Origin of the sequence: Dactylosporangium sp. NPDC050588, from assembly GCF_040654975.1 — a bacterium.
In the GTDB taxonomy this organism is placed as follows: Bacteria; Actinomycetota; Actinomycetes; order Mycobacteriales; family Micromonosporaceae; genus Dactylosporangium; species Dactylosporangium maewongense.
Map to the genome: position 1 here is coordinate 14,497 of NZ_JBFAJA010000104.1, position 15,190 is coordinate 29,686.

Consider the following 15,190-nt stretch of genomic DNA (forward strand, 5'->3'; position numbering starts at 1 on the left):
CAAGCCCTGCGAGCACGAGGATGACCATGAAGTATCTGCTGCTCAGCTACACGCCGGCCGCCGCCTGGGACGCTGCGACCGCCGACACCCCGTCCGACGAGGCGCTGGCCGCGTTCGCCGCGTACCAGCGGTTCGAACAGGAGCTGGTCGAGACCGGCGAGTTCGTCAGCAGCGAAGGGCTCGGTCACCCGGCGGTCAGCACCACGGTCCGCAGGACCCCGACCGGCGTGGTGGCCACAGATGGCCCGTTCGTCGAGCTCAAGGAGGTCCTGGCCAGCTTCGCGGTGATCGACGTGGGCAGCCAGGAGCGTGCCGTCGAGATCGTCTCGCGGATGGTCGAGGTGCTGGGCGAGCCGATGGAGATCCGGCCGATCATGGGCGCGGACTTCGCGGCATGACCCGCCGTACCCAGCGTCGCCGGGCGGCGGCAGACCGGGCGGACATACGAACGGCGGTACCGGCGTGACGCCGGACGTCGAGCACCTGCTGCGCACCGAGGCGCCGCAGGTGCTCGGCGCGCTGGTGCGGCGCTTCGGCCACTTCGACGCCGCCGAGGACGCGGTACAGGAGGCGCTGCTCGTCGCGAGCCGGGCGTGGCCGACGGACGGCGTGCCGGAGAACCCGCGCAGCTGGCTGATCCGGATCGGGTACCGGCGGATGGTCGATCTGCTCCGCACCGACCAGGCCCGACGCCGCCGCGAACGGCACGCCGGCATCAGCGAACTGGCGATGCAGGACCCGGCCCGACGGGCGCGCCCCGCGCTGGAAGCCGACGACAGTCTCACGATCCTGCTGCTGTGCTGCCACCCCGCGCTGAGCCCCACCTCTCAGGTGGCGCTCACGTTGCGTGCGGTCGGCGGCCTGACGACCACGGAGATCGCACACGCCTACGGGACGGCCGAGAACACCATGGGTGCCCGGATCAGCCGCGCCAAGCAGCAACTGGCCCGTGCCGGTGCCCGGTTCACCCCGCCGGCCGACGCCGACCGCGACAGCCGGATGAACGCCGTCATGCAGGTGCTCTACCTGATCTTCAACGAGGGCTACACCGCCTCCACCGGCGATGAGCTCGCCCGCGTCGACCTGACCCGCGAGGCGATCCGGCTGACCCGCATGCTCCGCGACTCCCTGCCGGACGACGCCGAGGTGACAGGGCTGCTCGCCCTGATGCTGCTGACCGAGTCGCGACGCGCCGCCCGTACCGACGGCGACGAGCTGTTGCCGTTGGAGGAGCAGGACAGAACCCGGTGGGATCCCGAGCTGATCCGTGAGGGCACCGAGCTGATCGACAGCGTCTGGCGCCGGCGCGAGGTCGGCCCATACCAGTTGCAGGCGGCGATCGCGGCCGTGCACGCCGCGGCCGCGTCGCCGGACCGCACGGACTGGCCACAGATCGCGGCACTGTACCTGGGTCTCGAACGACTCAGTCCGACCGCGCCGGTGCGGCTGAGCCGGGTGGTCGCGGTCGCGCACGCGTACGGGCCGGCCCGCGGGCTGGCCCTGCTCGACGACCTCAACCGGGGCTATCACCTGGACGAGGAACCGCTGACCCGGCAACGCGAACGCGCCGTTCGCGCGCATCTGCTCGAGATGACCGGTGACACCACCGGCGCGGCGGAACAGTACCGCGAAGCATCCGCCCTGACCCAGAACCAGGTCGAACAGCGGTACCTCCAACGCCGAGCCCGCCGCCTCGGCTGACCGATCGCCGGCCAGCGTCCGCACATCGGCACGAGTGCGCACCGATGCTCTCGGCGTTGCGTACGAAGCGTGACGGTCATCGTTCGCCAATCGCGCACGACCTGCGGCATGTGCGGAAACGTGATCATGGTTGCGCTTAAGGTTCGGGGATTGGTGCTCCGTTCGATGTTTCCGCCTCGGGTAATCGCGCGCGTTGATGTCGGGCCGCGTGGTGTTCGCTTGCCGATCAGCGAACGCAAAGAGACCTCATAATCGTTGGGTTTCGTCGCCGGAACAGGGTCGGTCGATCGCTGTGCTCTGCGGACCTTCCGCCGACCGGGGAGGGTTCGTTCGGGCGGGTACCTAGAGGCGAACGGGGGGCGATGTGGCTGTTGGACGCGCGTAACGTCCGGAGCGTGCGGTGGCTTCCCCGTGCCGGGCGCCCCCGGTCGCTGGTGCTGGCGATGGTGTCGTTGCTCGTATTGGCGCCGGTCGGGTGCTCGTCCCGGTCTCAGTCCAAAGACGCAGACCGCGTGCCTGTTAAGGCAGCGCAGGACAACACGGTGCGGCAGAACGGTGCGGTTCTTCGGCTGCCTGCCGGTTCGCTCGATCGCGATACCACAGTACGGATTAGTCGGACGGTCGAGAACCCGCCCGACGGGGCACCGGTCGGCGGGTACGAGTTTGACGTGGGTGGGGCACATGTCGTCAAGCCCGTCGAGGTCACTTTGCCCGTCACCTTGAACCGGCCGTGGGCGCGGATGGCTCCACTCTCGTGCCGTTCTTGTCGGGTGGTCAGTGGGGGACCGAGGTGGGCCACTACGATGCGGCCAGCCGCACGGTCACGGTTCTGACCGGCCATCTCAGCTGGTATGGCGACTTCATCGACATGTTCTATCAGGCGCTACGTAAACTGCTGGGAGAATGGCTGGCCCACTTCCGCGGCTCTCCGCCTTCCTGCAACGGTCCCGGCCCGGAGCTGCGCTACCCGTTGTCCAGCATGAAAGAGCCGCCAGTCCTCGCTTGTGTAGTCGGTGATCAGAATGGCGGCAGCCTGCGGCTGGTCAACAACCGGGGCTTCTATCTATCTGTAGAGCCGACCCGAGGACTGGAGATCCATGACGTGGTGGTCTCCGGCGTCTTGGACAAGGTAACCAGCGCCGGTGGGGCGGTCATCCGTGCACTGGCGCAATGGCACTCCCTGCCGTTGCCGCCCGGAGCGACTGCCGATTTCACCTACCGGGCGGTACCTGGTGGACCCGCCTTGTCGTTCCGGCCGGACGCTCCGGCCACCTTCATCTCGGGGGTGCTGTCCCTATTCGCTGGAATCAGCGATCCCGGCGACTTACTACTGCGAGCGCTGAGCTGCGCACATTCGCTCGGTTACGGGGGCTCGTCAGAGTTAGGCGGCTGCGTTGCCGACGCTCTGGCAGCAACGGCCGACAAGCAATGGACCGGCCCGGGCAGCCAGCCAATACCCAACGGCCGGGCAGTACGCAGACCACCACTCCCACCACGCCGGCGCCGAACCCAGCGCCGCCTAGCATCGGCGGCGTGGACCTCGAACGCTACTGCCAGGACGGATGGGGTCTGCACGCGCTGTTACGCGAGCCCAACGCGTACGGGTGGCGATGCGGCGGGGACGGCCGGCCGGATCAGTCGGTCAGCGTGGACGATGCGTGCCTTCAGCAATACGGCCCCGGCACCCGCTCGCGTTACGGCTCGTTCGACGACCCAAACTCCTGGGTCTGCTACCGGCCGTAACGACATCGACCCAGCCTAATGGCTAGGTGGGGGCGAACCGGGCCGCGTCCCGCTCGCTCGACGACCCACCTGAACACGCGCTGCGCACCCTGGAAATGGGGCACCACAAAGAGAGGCCCGAGCCGACTCCGCAGCGGCGCGCCGAGAACGTGTTGCTGGTCAAGGTCGCTCGACCGGATCTTCGGGCTGTTGCTCGTGGCGGTCGGCGCGGCGATCATGTGGCAGGCGTGGTAGGGCACGATTCCGTCGGCGATCTCGCCCATCCGTCCGAGGGGGTGCGCGGCGGCGAGGCGCGCATACAACGAGGTGTCGACCATCGCCGTCTTCATGGCACCGAGGGAGACGGCAACCACGGCGACCAGTCCCCCTCTGGGTCGGTGGTTTGCCCCACCTCGATCAGATAACCGTCGGGATCGCGGATGTAGCAACGCATCTCGTACTGATGCTGCTTCGGCGGCGTCAGGAATTGAGCACCCCGGGCGCTCCATTCGGCGTACACGGCCTGAATGTCTGCGACCCGAATATTGAGGAAACTGCTGACCCGGTCGGGGTCGCGTGGCGTCTCCAGGGTGACTGCGGGCTTGTCGTCGGTCGGGCCTCCGCCAACATTGATGACGATCCAGCTGTTGGCTAGTGCGACATAGGTCGGCCCTCCGGAGAAGACCACCCTGCCGCCGAGCACTTCGGTGTAGAAGCGCCGAGAGCGCTCGACATCGTCCGAGACGATGAAATGGGCCACCACAATTCGCTCTGCGGATGTGAGCTCGGCCATCTAGCACCTCCACTGGTTGGGACTCATACCCCGCTTACGGCGGGGTCTTGGTGTGGTCGGTCGGCGCGTAGTCGGGGAAGGTCCGCCGGGTGCGACGTCCGCACGCATGGCGTGCTCCTGACCGAATGTGACCGGCGAGGGGACTGTCCTTGGCGTTCCCTGCGTAATTCGGGCGGATGTCATAGCGATCCCTCCGTGGCCGGCTCGCGGGCGGCCGTGATCTGGCCGCGGAGCGCTTTCAGCGCGGCGACGTAGATCTCTGAGAAGGTGGGGAAGGGCTGGATGACGTCCCGCAGCACCGCCAGCGGCACACGAGCGCGGATGGCCAGGGTGGCCTGCTGCAGCCACTCTCCGGCCTCGGGTCCGAACGCGTAGGCACCCGCCAGCCGGTCGCCGTCGGACAGCAAGGTCAGGAAACCGTTGGAGGTGGCGTAGGCGTGGGTGTACGTGGCCGTCTTGGCCACCTCGGACACCGGGACGGTGGCGCTGAAAGCGGCCTCGGTGGCGCCGACTGCGGCCGCTTGCGGGTCGGTGTAGACGACGTCCGGTATGGCCTCGTAGTGGGCCTCGCGGGGCTCGCCCAGGATGTTCGCGGCGGCGACCTCGCCCTGGTATTTGCCGACATGGGTGAGCAGCCGTATGCCGGTCACATCCCCGATGGCCCACAGCCGCTCGCCGGCGCGCAGGTGCGCGTCGACTCCGATGCCGTGCGGGCCGGCGGTGACGCCGATCGAGTCCAGGCCGGCGGGCATCCGCGGACGCCTGCCCGTGGCCACGAGCAGGTGGTCGCCGCGCAGCTCGCGACCGTCATCGAGGGTCAGGATGTATTCCGCGCCGTCGCGCCGCGCAGCGGTCGCGCGTATGCCCAGGAACAGCTCGACGCCGTCGGCCCGCAGGACCTCGCCGAGCGCATGGCCCAGCGGCTCGGGCTCGCGGGCCAGCACATGCCCGGCGCCCTCGGCCAGGGCCACCTCGCTGCCCAGGCGGCGGACGGCCTGGGCCATCTCGGCGCCGACCGGCCCGCCGCCGAGGATGAGCAGGCGGCGCGGGACGGCCTTCATGCCGGTCACCTCGCGGCTGGTCCAGATGCCGTCCAGTTCGTGCAGGCCCGGGACGGGCGGTATGACCGGGTCCGAGCCGGTGGCCACCACCACGTGCCGGGCGGTGTGGGGCACGCCGTCGACCTCGACCACACCCGGCCCGGCCAGCCGGCCGGTGCCGCGGATCAGGTCGATGCCCTTGCCCGCCAGAAATTGCCGCTGCCCGGCGTCGGAGTAGTCCGAGACCATGACGTCGCGGTAGGCCAGCGACTCCTGCACGTCGACGCGGGCCGTGGCCGCCGCCTCGCGCGCGCCGTGCACCGCCTCGCTGGGCCGCAGCAGCGTCTTGGACGGGATACACGCCCAGTACGAGCACTCACCCCCGACCAGATCCCGCTCGACCACGGCCACGCGCAGGCCGCCGTCGGCCAGCTCGCCAGCGCAGTGCTCGCCCGGCGAGCCGCCGCCCAGGACGATCACGTCGTGGTCGCTCATCGCTCGGTAGCTCCTCTCCGGCCGGCTCCCGGACCATGAACTCGGCGTACCAGTCCGGCCCGTCCGGGTCCGGCTGGCCGATCCGGCCCTCAACCGGTCATCTACTGGGTGGTACTGGGATCACGGCCGGTCTGCGGACTGGCCGCGGTGTTTCCTTCCCTGCGCCCGACCGACTACACACTGCGGTTACAGTCCTCGTGTTTCGCCGACGGCAAAGCCATCGTCGACGAAACCTCCACCGCGCCGCGATCAGCGAAGTCATGACCGAATAGCCCGATCCGGCACCACCAGCACCACCACGACCACCAGCACGCCAACCACGACGACCAACGCCCCGCCCAGCAACCGCTGGCAGGGGCATTCCTCTGCCACCCGTCCCCACCACGAACGACGGCTACGTCCTCATCGAAAACGCCGGACAACACGCCGGCGAGTGTCGGTTACGACCAGTGACTCACGCGTCAACGATCGGCGGGAACGGAGGGCGGCAGATGTGCGCGCGTGATCTTGTGCGCGGGAGCGAGGGCCGCGTCAGCGCAGCCCCAACTGGCCGGGTATCCGGCGGATCCAGTCACCATGGCCTCGGTCCGGATCATCCGCTTCCCACCTGGTGGCGACGCGCTCAATGGCGGCGTCGAACTCGCGGCGCTCAGCCGGTCCCATCTCTCCAAGGTGGTACGAGATCTCCTCGAGCGCTTTACCGGCCGATCGGTCGTCCTGATGCTGCTGGAGGACCGTCTCGAGGGCGGCGATGCTCGCGATCAGTGCTTCCACCACCCGATCCACAGCGTCCCTCCTTCCATTAGCGGTTAGGGCACCGCTTACTGTCCCATCCAGTAGCGCACGACCCGCGGCAGCTCCGGATGACTGCGGCAAGTCGGCGAGTTTGACAACCCAGCAGCCAGCCCTGGCAAGCCCATCGCTCGACCCCCTCACCGCTACGGTGCGCCGATGGAAACCCTGGCGCAGATCCGTTCCGAAGCCCCGCTCGAGCGGCTGCTCTGCCATCCCAGACTGCCGTTGATTGCCGGTTGGGACGCCGAACGTCCGGCGATTCGGATCTGGGAGTACGCGATCGGGCAGCTGCGTGAGATCGGCGCTGTCGGTGCCGACTCGGCCGTCTATGACGCCACCGGCTATGACCGGTTCGAACGGACGCCCTCCGCCGCCTGGCATCCGGAGAAGCCGCAGCTCGCGGTAACGGACGGCGACCATACGGTCTGCTGGACCCGCGCCGGCACCTTCAGGATCGAGGGCGTTCCACCGACCGAATACCACCGCGACGTGGCGTTCAGTCCGGACGGTCGGACCCTCTGGTTGTCGCCAGCTGGCGGAGAGGAGGGCTGGGAGTCCTCCATCACGCTCGACCTGGCCTCCGGCGCAACCGCCATTGGCCCACGCTGGGACACCGGAGTTGTGACGTATCCGGGCGGTGGCCTCTTGGCCACCATGCAGAGCGATCAGGGTGCCACGCTGGTGCTCTTCTCTCGAGACACCGGGCCTGTGCTGCGGCCGATGCGCCGGGCGTTGGTCCTCGACTGCGACGGCTACGAGACTCCTATCTTCAGCCCGGACGGGCGGCAGTTCGCGGTGCGGGGCAACGCCTACGACAACTCGCTGGAGGTGTTCGACTTCCCTCGCTGCGCCGCGTTCTCGGCCTGACACTCGGGGAGCCGAGTCCGGGATACCCGTACCCGCAAGAGTGGCTGGACAGCATGCACGCCTGGTCGCGCCACAACCTCGCGTTTGGGCCGCGTCCGGGCGTTCTCTGGATCGGGACGCCGGAGGGTGCCGTCATCGAGCTCGAGATCGACGGGAAACAGGCGACCGAACATGAGACGCTGCCCGGGTCGGCAGTGACCGCTCTGACGGCCACCGCCACAGGTGAACTGATCGTTGCCGGCCGGGACGGCACGCTTCTCGTGCTTTCGATCGGACGGGCCGGCCCAGCCGAGGCGTCAACGGCCGCAGTGACCGACTTCCTCGCCGGTACCTCTGAGGCTTCGGCCGTCGACATGGACCAACTTGACCTCACCGACGGAACCCGAACCTGGCAGCCGGGCGATCTAGAAACTGTCACCGAAGCCTCCGAGAGTGACCCGTCCTGGCTGCAGATCCAGGCTGCCATGAACCGGATCACCTAGTCCTGGCGCCGAGGCGTTGCAACGAGTTGCGCGGCCGGCGCGCGTCGCTGCTGGGTCGGCAAAGGGGGCCACCGACCTCACGGCCTCCGCGTGAGCTGTAAGTGACCGCGCTGGCCTACTGGCTTCTCAGTAAGACACCATCCGAATATTTTGAGTGACCGGCTGCGCTCATCTCGGCATGTCAGAGCATCGGCGGCGGAACCGTCGGTCACCCAACGTGACGCACTCCAGCGGCCTTCGGTCGGCACTCGTCCGGCCAGCAACGCCGACGGCGACGGCTCGTCGATCTGCAGCAGCACGCTCGTGCGGACGCCGCCGGCGAGCGAGGCCGCAAGGCCGCGGGAGGCGCCCGGCTCGCGCAGCACCTGCCCGCCGATCGGTAGCCCGTGCGAGGGCGTCAGGATCCACGGGCCCGGCACCTGCACCTGGAACATGTCCGCGAACTCGGCGGCCTCCTCCGTCATCGTGTCCAGGTCGCGTTCCAGCAGGTCGCGTGCGATGCGCAGGTCGCGGCCGGAGCGCGCGGCCATGCGCCACCGCGTGGCGTACAGCTCGATCGGCAGCTCGACCAGGAACGCGCCCCGCGCCCGATCATGTCCGCGCCCGAGCCACGCGCGGGCAGTTGGAGGAACCGGTCCTTGTCGAGGGCCGCGTTCATGGCCAGTCGGATCTCGGCGAGGTCCATAAGGCGGCGGTGTCTCCGGTGTGGTGGTCGCCCCCACCGCAGACGAGTAGCCGTCCACGGCCGGGACGCCTACCTGTCCATGAACATCTGTCATCGTCCGTCGACCGCTGCGAACACGCTGCTGGCGCCGCATGGTTGTGGTGACACGGGTCGGGTATCCGCCGCGTAGTCGGTTGGGCATCACCTGCTGCGGTCACGTCCGCGGCGGGAGACATTCGACGGGTGACTTGAAGGGAGCGAGCATGAAGTACGACGAATTCCTGGCGGCGATCCGGGAGCGGGGTGAATACCCCGACGTCGCGGAGGCGGAGCGGGTCGCACGAGTGGTTCTTTCGGCGTTCGCGGCACGCCTGAACCCGGACGAAGTCGACGATCTCGCTGCTCAGCTACCGCCGGAGGCGGCCGAGATGCTCAGTGTGCGGCGGTTCGGCGTGGAGGAGTTTCTGCGGCGGGTGGCGGCCGGTGCCGGTGCGACCGAGCGGACTGCCGAGTGGGACGCCAGTGCCGTGCTGTCCACGGTCGCCGACGCCGTCTCCGGCGGGGAGCTGAACGACGTGTTGACACAGCTTCCATCTGGTTATGCGGCGTTGTTCGGTCGACCGGGCTTGGCCGGCTGACCCGCGACCCCGCGGAGCCGGCTCGTCGACCGGCTGCAGCCGACGGACACCGAGCGCGGGTGCCGCGGGTTGCGTTGTCGACGGCCCACCGGTGGGCGTCCGGCCGCCGGATGGTGCGGGAGCCGGGTCACATCACCGGCCTCCCTTCGCCCCCCGGCGCGCTCGCCGCGTGCGTCGAATCGCGCCGCGTCGGCCAGCCGCTGCCACAGCTCGCGCTCGGCGGCGGGCGGCCGCGCCGGCACGATGATTCGGACTTTGGCGTACAGGTCGCCAGGGGCCCTGTTGGGTTGGGCATGCCACGGCCGCGCAGCCGCAACCGGCTCCCGGACGACGACCCCGGCGGGACCTGCACCGAGCCGGCCGGGGTGGCCACCGGCACGCTTGCACCCACCGCCGCCTCCCACGGAGTGACCGGCAGGTCGACGGTGATGTCCCGTCCGTCGACGCGGTATCGCGGGTGCGGCGCCAGCCGCACCACCAGGTAAAGATCGCCGCGAGGTCCGCCGCCGAGGCCCGAGGTGCCCTGCCGGCCAGGCGGATCCGCTGTCCGTCGCTGCTGGACAGGGTCCCGGCGAGCCGGCCGGCGCGGAGGTGCTCGGAAAGCTACCGCCCCGAGTTCAGCGAGGCGGTCGCCTCGCGCAACGCGCCGCCGAGGTCGAGCAGCTTCGCCACCTCCGACGGACGAGCGCAAACCCCGGCCTGCCACGTCCAACACGGTTGATCATGGCGGCAGGGGGCAACGCACTTGACAAATCCTGCAGTGGTGAGTACAGAATTTATGTGTTGGTTGGGTCATGATTCCCGGTAAGGACGAAGGTTCTGACAGGAGGTGATCATGATGGCCTTGCTGGTCCCTGCCCATTATCATCACCGCCGCCAGCGGTGGCGCGTCTCCTGCCGCAGGCCGCCGAACCGGCGTCACTGATCACTCGTGGCAGGCGTGGCACCGGACCGCGGTGCTCACGGCCATTCAGCGCGAGGCCCGCTGCGCCAGCCCGGGCCACGTGAGGTCGGCCCGCACTAGCGACAGCTTTCCTCAGGACAGTTTGTGGAGGTGTGTCCGTTATGTTTCCCCTGCGATTCGACCCGTTCCGCGACCTTGACCGGCTCACCGCCGAGGCGTTCGGTACGGCGCGCACGCCGTCGTTGATGCCGATGGACTGCCTACGCACCGGCGACAAGTTCACGGTCCGCTTCGACCTGCCCGGCATTGACACCGACTCCCTCGACGTGTCGGCGGAGAACCAGACGCTGACCGTACGCGCCGAGCGCACCCGCCACGACCCGGACGACTCGACGTACCTGGTCTCCGAACGCCCGTCCGGCACCTACAGCAGGCAACTGGTCCTCGGCGAAGGGCTGGCCGTCGACGACATCATGGCGGAGTACCGCGACGGTGTGCTCACGCTGACCATCCCGGTCGCTGAGCGGGCCAAGCCGCGCAAGATCGAGATCGCCCGGCCCGGGAGCGCGACGATCGGCTCCCACGAGGGCCACAAAATGATCTCCGGTGAGGCCGGGAAGGACCGTCAGTCGGCCGGCGCGACCAGCTGACCCGCGCGCCGCGCGATCACCGCTGCGTGAGGGAGGTGGTCGACACCAACGGTACCTGCGAACAAACTTCTGCGATGGAGATGACCTCGGTGGCGGAATCGCCCCGCCCGGCCGAGCGGGCCGCGGCGCTGGACGACGCCGGCTTCCCCGGCTACGCGATGGGTGCGGCAGCCGACGCCATCGGGGTCACCCCCGCCTTTCTGCGAGCGGCCGAGGCCGCCGGCCTGTTCGACATCGCCCGCTCCAGCGGCGGACACCGCCGCTACAGCCGCGACGACCTGCACCGCGCCGACCGCGCCCGCCGGCTCGTGGACGACGGCATCCGTATGGACGCCGCCGTCCGCATCGTCACCCTCGAACACCAGCTCGCCGCCGCCCACGCCATGATCGACGTGCTGCGCCGCAAGGCCGGACCGTCCAAGCGAGGCGGCAGCCGCCAGGAGTGAACGGCCATGACGCTGCATCTCAACCTCGACCACGACAGCCACGTCTACTTCGCCCTCACGTGCGACGGCTGCGGCCTGCCGTTCGTCTGCTACGACGACGCCTGCTACGAGTTCACCTCGCTGCGGGACGAAGCCGTCTACGCCGGCTGGGACGCCGCAGCACGGCCCGAACAACCCACGTACTGCCCCGCATGCGTCCGCACCGGCGCCCCGGCGACAAACCCGCAGCCGACCGTGGCAGCTGTGGTTGACGATGCCACAGACCCGGGTCGATATCGGCAAGGAACATTTACAAAACCTGCGGCGGTCGGCCTCGCCACGACGAGGTCCGCCCACCCGCGCGGCGTCCCGTCGGCCCGCTCGTCGCCCGTACCTTCGCTCAGCTGTCCCCGATCGCCATGTGCCGCATGCCCCCCGAACGCTGGTCAGGGCAGTGGCAGGACCGGACGCAGCGGTGTCTCGCCGACGAGGGAGCCGTCGTAGACGACTTCGGCCTGCGTCGGGTCGCGGTAGGCGGTGGCCAGCGTTATCCAGGACAGGAACGCTCCGGACCCGCCGCAGAGCGCGCTGCCACCGTCGCCGCCGCAGAGCACGGACGGGTCGGTCGTGAACTCCGTCCGGTACGGGTCGTCGCCGATGACGAGTCCGAAGAAGTTCGGCTGCTGGATCAGCGGCACGTCGCCGTACGGTTCGCCGTCGGGATACTCGTCACCCCATCGGAACAGCGTGGTCGCTCCCGCACCGCAGTCGTGCTCCCACTCGTCCGGCGTGGGCGGCCGCAGACCTCGCCAGGCCAGCCGCGCCATGACCGAGTCGTGGTCGTCGGTGCCGTCGTGTTCGGCGGTCAGCAGCGTGTCGGCGTCGACCGACCGGACGGCGACCAGCCGCGCCGGCAGTTCCGCCCGGCGCGGCGGCGACAACGCCTCGGCCAGGAACCGGTGGATCGGCCCGGGCACCGAGTACAGGTCGACGGCCTCGGCGAAGTCGTCCAACTGGCGGCGGGTGGGCACGAAACGGTCGGGGTCGTGGCCGACGTGCACCGTTCCGCCCGGCACCAGGGCGAACCGGAAGCCGTCGCGCTCGAACAGCGCCACCCGACCGGCCCGCCCGGCATAGCCGCATGCCGCGACACCGAGCAACTCGGCGTCGACGTCGCGGGCGATGGCGGCCGCGGTCCGCTCGGCCGCGTCGGCTGACAGGGCCAGCCACGCGTCCACGGTCAGGTCAGCATGCGACACACGGGCATTATCCATGCGTGCCGCGCCCGCGAGGATGGCGGTGTTCTTCTCAGGAGGGCCGAACGCCAAGCGGGCTGAACTCCGGGGGCGCGACCGGGATGGTGGCCTGAAGGGTGGTGCCGCCGTTGGCGGGGCTGGTGATGGTCAGTTGTCCGCCCAGCGCTTCGACTCGGTCCCGCAGTGCGGTGAGGCCGGATCCGCGAGCGGGGTCGGCGCCGCCGACACCGTCGTCGCGGATGGATACGCGCAGGGTGCCGTCCTGGGTGGCCGCCCGCAGGTGCACGACGGTGGCGTGGGCGTGTTTGGCCGAGTTCGTCAGCGCCTCGGAGACGACGTGGTAGGCGGCGATCTCGACGACTGGCGGCAGGCGCCCGTCGGCGTGGGTGTCCAGTTCGACCGGTACCGGTGACTTGCGGGCGAGCGACCTGATCGCGGGCTGCAGCCCGCCCGCGGCGAGCAGCGTCGGATGGATGCCCCGCGAGATCTCTCGCATGTTGTCCACGACGTTGTTCAGGCCGTGTACGGCGCTGGAAAGCTCCGCTCTGGTCTGCTCCAGCTCGGGCGGCAGGCCGGCCTGCACCAGGCCCAGCCGTAGCCCGATGCCGATGGCCTGCTGCAGTGCGCTGTCGTGCAGGTCGCGCTCGATCCGTTGGCGCGCCTGGTCCGCAGCGGCGACCAGCCGGGCGCGCGATGCGACGAGTTCGGCCCGGCTGTCGGCGTTGGCGATCGCGGTGGCGGCGAGGTCCACGAAGTTCGCGACGCGCTGCTCCGTGCCGGGTGGCAGCGGACTGGGCCGGTTCGACGCGACGGCGGCCACGCCCCACAGCTGCCCTTGGACGATGATCGGGACCCCGACCGCGGAGCGGATGCCCAGCTCCCGTGCCAGCGCGGCGGCTGGGCCGATGGCACCCTCGAAGCTGTCCATCCGGGCGGCCCGGCCCGTGTCCCATACCAGTGCCAGGACGTTCTGGCCCTCGGACGACCAGTGCATCTGCTCGGGCTGCAGATCGGCGAGGCTGGCCGACACGACGGTGACCATGCCCTCGGCCTCGTAGCGAAGCAGCCACGTCGTGTACTGATGCTGCAGGGTGTCCTTGGCCAGGAGCCGGTGCAGCTCCGTGGTGATCGCCTCGAAGACCTCGGGTGGCCGGCCGCCTCGCGCCACGAGCGTCGCCACCCGCCGCAACGCGGCCTGCTCGGTGGCCAGCCGGCGCAGTTGTTTCCGGCTCGCTTTCAGCGAGTCCACCATGGCCACGCGTTCGTGCCCGGCCTGCAGCAGCGACGCGAGCGACGGCGCGACTCGCTCCCGCAGGCGCTGCACGGTCGGCTCAGGCACCCCGCGCGGCACGCGTAGGGTGCCCAGCGAGGTGGCGCCGACACGGAGCGGAAACGCCCAGTACCGGTCGTCGCCGGCGACGGCGCCCCGATCGATGACGGCATCCGGCAGCTCGAGCGTCTCCGCGATGCGTTGCGCGACCTTGGGCAGGACGCCGGGAAGATCGTTCGCGTGCAGCAGCAGTCGGGCCATGTCGGCGGTGAGGTCGGACTCCTCCGCCTGCACGATCCGCAGCCGGAACACGTTCGCGATGACGCTCGTGGCCATCGCGACGACGAAGAAGGCCACCACCTCGGCCAGCTGCTGCGCATTCGAGACGGCGACCCTGCCGAAGGGCGGGACGTGGAAGACCACGAAGGCGAGCGAACTCGCCACCGCTGTGACGATGCCCAGCCACATCCCCCACACCATCGCGGCCACCAGCACGCCGATGATGTAGATGATGCCCGGGGACAGCGGTGTCACGATCGATCGCAGCGGGTAGAGCAGAACCGTCTCCACCGCGATCATCAGAGCGGCGACGGTGATCCCGACCGCGCGGGACGGGGGTGTCAGCCGCACCAGCCGTGACCGCGAACCGACGCGCACCCTCCAAACCTAGCTCGACTCACTCGCTCCAGCTCACCGCCGGTGCCGGGTGGCCGATCTATCCGTGTGCGCCGGGCCAACCGGCACCACCGTGGCGCCGCGGATGTACTGGTTGAGCCGGAACGACGCTGTCGCGACGACCGCCCCGATCGGGCCGACGCGCGACCGGCCGTGTGGAGCCCCGATACACGGCGCTGGTCTCGTGCCTCAGGTCGAGGCGTGCAGGATCTGGCGGATCTGTCGCCGGAGAAGGTCCGGGGGCGTTCGCGTCCAGCGTTCGCGGACGCGCACCCGGTGGTGGAAGTCGGCGTCGGCGATGGCGCTGAGCGACCGGGCGAGCGCCTCGATGTCGGTGTCGGGGCGCAGCAGGCCGGCTGTGACGAGGCGCCGCAGGCGTTCGGCCAGGATGGTTTCGAAGCGGTCGCTGATCTGCTGGTAGGACGTGCGCACCTCGGCCGACGCGGTGAACGACGCCGCGATCAGCTGCCGCCACAGCTGAGGGGGTCCGAACGACTCGTCGATGCGGTTGTACCCCTCGACGAACCGGGTCATCGCGGTTGCCGCGTCGTCACCCGCCCGCACCGTGATCTTCGCAAGCCGGACCTCGACGTCGGACCACTCATGCTCGAACAGCGCGACGAGAAGGTCGTTCTTGGAGACGAAGTAGTTGTAGATCGTGGCGGGGGAGACCACGGCGCGCCCGGCGATCTCCTCGATCGTCGTCATGTCGACCCCGCGCTCCGCGAACAGCTGACGCGCCGCATCCAGCACGGCGAGCCGGCGCAGCTGCTTCTGCCTCTCGCGCAGGCCAGCTTCTTCCATGCCCATCCT

The 15,190-nt window shown here is 69.6% G+C and carries 16 protein-coding genes and 1 pseudogene; 8 read left to right on the forward strand and 9 right to left on the reverse strand.

All coding sequences use genetic code 11. The features are described from left to right. The first annotated feature begins 26 nt into the window (after positions 1 to 26). The 3 genes from AB0I21_RS48790 (at position 27) to AB0I21_RS48800 (ending at position 3,444) form a co-directional block, all read left to right on the forward strand. Positions 27 to 398, forward strand: a complete 372-nt coding sequence (locus AB0I21_RS48790; protein ID WP_344505985.1) for a YciI family protein — start codon at positions 27 to 29, stop codon at positions 396 to 398. Positions 399 to 462: 64 nt separating this feature from the next. Beyond that, complete coding sequence (locus AB0I21_RS48795) at positions 463 to 1,701, forward strand: sigma-70 family RNA polymerase sigma factor (RefSeq protein ID WP_360571525.1); 1,239 nt, start codon at positions 463 to 465, stop codon at positions 1,699 to 1,701. Positions 1,702 to 3,234: 1,533 nt separating this feature from the next. After that, a complete protein-coding gene (locus AB0I21_RS48800) occupies positions 3,235 to 3,444 on the forward strand; it encodes a hypothetical protein (RefSeq protein WP_360571527.1) in 210 nt (69 codons plus the stop codon). Here AB0I21_RS48800 and AB0I21_RS48805 read toward each other — a convergent pair. The 4 genes from AB0I21_RS48805 to AB0I21_RS48820 all read right to left on the reverse strand — a co-directional run bounded on the left by AB0I21_RS48805 (position 3,432) and on the right by AB0I21_RS48820 (position 6,537). Next, positions 3,432 to 3,773 carry a hypothetical protein gene (locus tag AB0I21_RS48805; protein WP_360571529.1) on the reverse strand — a complete coding sequence of 114 codons (342 nt, stop codon included), beginning with the start codon at positions 3,771 to 3,773 and terminating at the stop codon, positions 3,432 to 3,434. The two genes, AB0I21_RS48800 and AB0I21_RS48805, sit on opposite strands and share 13 nt — an antisense overlap. Next, positions 3,770 to 4,216: a VOC family protein gene (locus tag AB0I21_RS48810; protein ID WP_360571531.1), complete on the reverse strand. Its 447-nt coding sequence runs from the start codon at positions 4,214 to 4,216 to the stop codon at positions 3,770 to 3,772. The genes AB0I21_RS48805 and AB0I21_RS48810 overlap by 4 nt, the downstream gene beginning before the upstream one ends. 179 nt (positions 4,217 to 4,395) lie before the next feature. Further along, positions 4,396 to 5,751: an NAD(P)/FAD-dependent oxidoreductase gene (locus tag AB0I21_RS48815; RefSeq protein ID WP_360571533.1), complete on the reverse strand. Its 1,356-nt coding sequence runs from the start codon at positions 5,749 to 5,751 to the stop codon at positions 4,396 to 4,398. 531 nt (positions 5,752 to 6,282) lie between these two features. After that, a complete protein-coding gene (locus AB0I21_RS48820; protein ID WP_360571534.1) occupies positions 6,283 to 6,537 on the reverse strand; it encodes a hypothetical protein in 255 nt (84 codons plus the stop codon). Between the two features lie 165 nt (positions 6,538 to 6,702). On the opposite strand from AB0I21_RS48820, the gene AB0I21_RS48825 reads away from it, so the two are divergent. Together AB0I21_RS48825 and AB0I21_RS48830 are read left to right on the forward strand one after the other, a co-directional pair. Then, positions 6,703 to 7,413 carry a hypothetical protein gene (locus AB0I21_RS48825; protein ID WP_360571536.1) on the forward strand — a complete coding sequence of 237 codons (711 nt, stop codon included), beginning with the start codon at positions 6,703 to 6,705 and terminating at the stop codon, positions 7,411 to 7,413. Positions 7,414 to 7,466: 53 nt separating this feature from the next. Next, complete coding sequence (locus AB0I21_RS48830) at positions 7,467 to 7,895, forward strand: hypothetical protein (protein ID WP_360571538.1); 429 nt, start codon at positions 7,467 to 7,469, stop codon at positions 7,893 to 7,895. 236 nt (positions 7,896 to 8,131) lie between these two features. Here the strand turns inward: AB0I21_RS48830 and AB0I21_RS48835 are convergent. Further along, positions 8,132 to 8,520 (reverse strand): annotated as a pseudogene (locus AB0I21_RS48835) (methionine synthase); the annotation flags it as partial. A gap of 302 nt (positions 8,521 to 8,822) precedes the next feature. Here AB0I21_RS48835 and AB0I21_RS48840 point away from each other — a divergent pair. Continuing rightward, entirely contained in the window at positions 8,823 to 9,197 is a 375-nt protein-coding gene (locus AB0I21_RS48840) for a DUF2267 domain-containing protein (protein WP_360571540.1), read from the forward strand. Between the two features lie 127 nt (positions 9,198 to 9,324). Here AB0I21_RS48840 and AB0I21_RS48845 read toward each other — a convergent pair whose 3' ends face one another. Further along, the gene (locus AB0I21_RS48845; RefSeq protein ID WP_360571541.1) at positions 9,325 to 9,912 is read right to left on the reverse strand and encodes a DnaJ C-terminal domain-containing protein; all 588 of its coding nucleotides are present in this window, start codon (positions 9,910 to 9,912) and stop codon (positions 9,325 to 9,327) included. Positions 9,913 to 10,262: 350 nt separating this feature from the next. Here AB0I21_RS48845 and AB0I21_RS48850 point away from each other — a divergent pair, with 350 nt between their 5' ends. Beyond that, positions 10,263 to 10,751: an HSP20 family small heat-shock protein gene (locus tag AB0I21_RS48850; RefSeq protein WP_360571543.1), complete on the forward strand. Its 489-nt coding sequence runs from the start codon at positions 10,263 to 10,265 to the stop codon at positions 10,749 to 10,751. A 74-nt stretch (positions 10,752 to 10,825) separates the two neighbouring features. Beyond that, on the forward strand, positions 10,826 to 11,197 hold the full coding sequence (locus AB0I21_RS48855; protein WP_360571545.1) for a helix-turn-helix domain-containing protein: 372 nt from the start codon (positions 10,826 to 10,828) through the stop codon (positions 11,195 to 11,197). A 425-nt stretch (positions 11,198 to 11,622) separates the two neighbouring features. Here the strand turns inward: AB0I21_RS48855 and AB0I21_RS48860 are convergent, their stop codons facing one another. From AB0I21_RS48860 to AB0I21_RS48870, 3 genes are all read right to left on the reverse strand, one after another. Continuing rightward, entirely contained in the window at positions 11,623 to 12,435 is an 813-nt protein-coding gene (locus AB0I21_RS48860) for a hypothetical protein (RefSeq protein WP_360571547.1), read from the reverse strand. A gap of 49 nt (positions 12,436 to 12,484) precedes the next feature. Continuing rightward, the gene (locus tag AB0I21_RS48865; RefSeq protein WP_360571549.1) at positions 12,485 to 14,359 is read right to left on the reverse strand and encodes a DUF4118 domain-containing protein; all 1,875 of its coding nucleotides are present in this window, start codon (positions 14,357 to 14,359) and stop codon (positions 12,485 to 12,487) included. A 207-nt stretch (positions 14,360 to 14,566) separates the two neighbouring features. Then, positions 14,567 to 15,181: a TetR/AcrR family transcriptional regulator gene (locus AB0I21_RS48870; RefSeq protein WP_360571551.1), complete on the reverse strand. Its 615-nt coding sequence runs from the start codon at positions 15,179 to 15,181 to the stop codon at positions 14,567 to 14,569. Positions 15,182 to 15,190 lie beyond the last annotated feature (9 nt).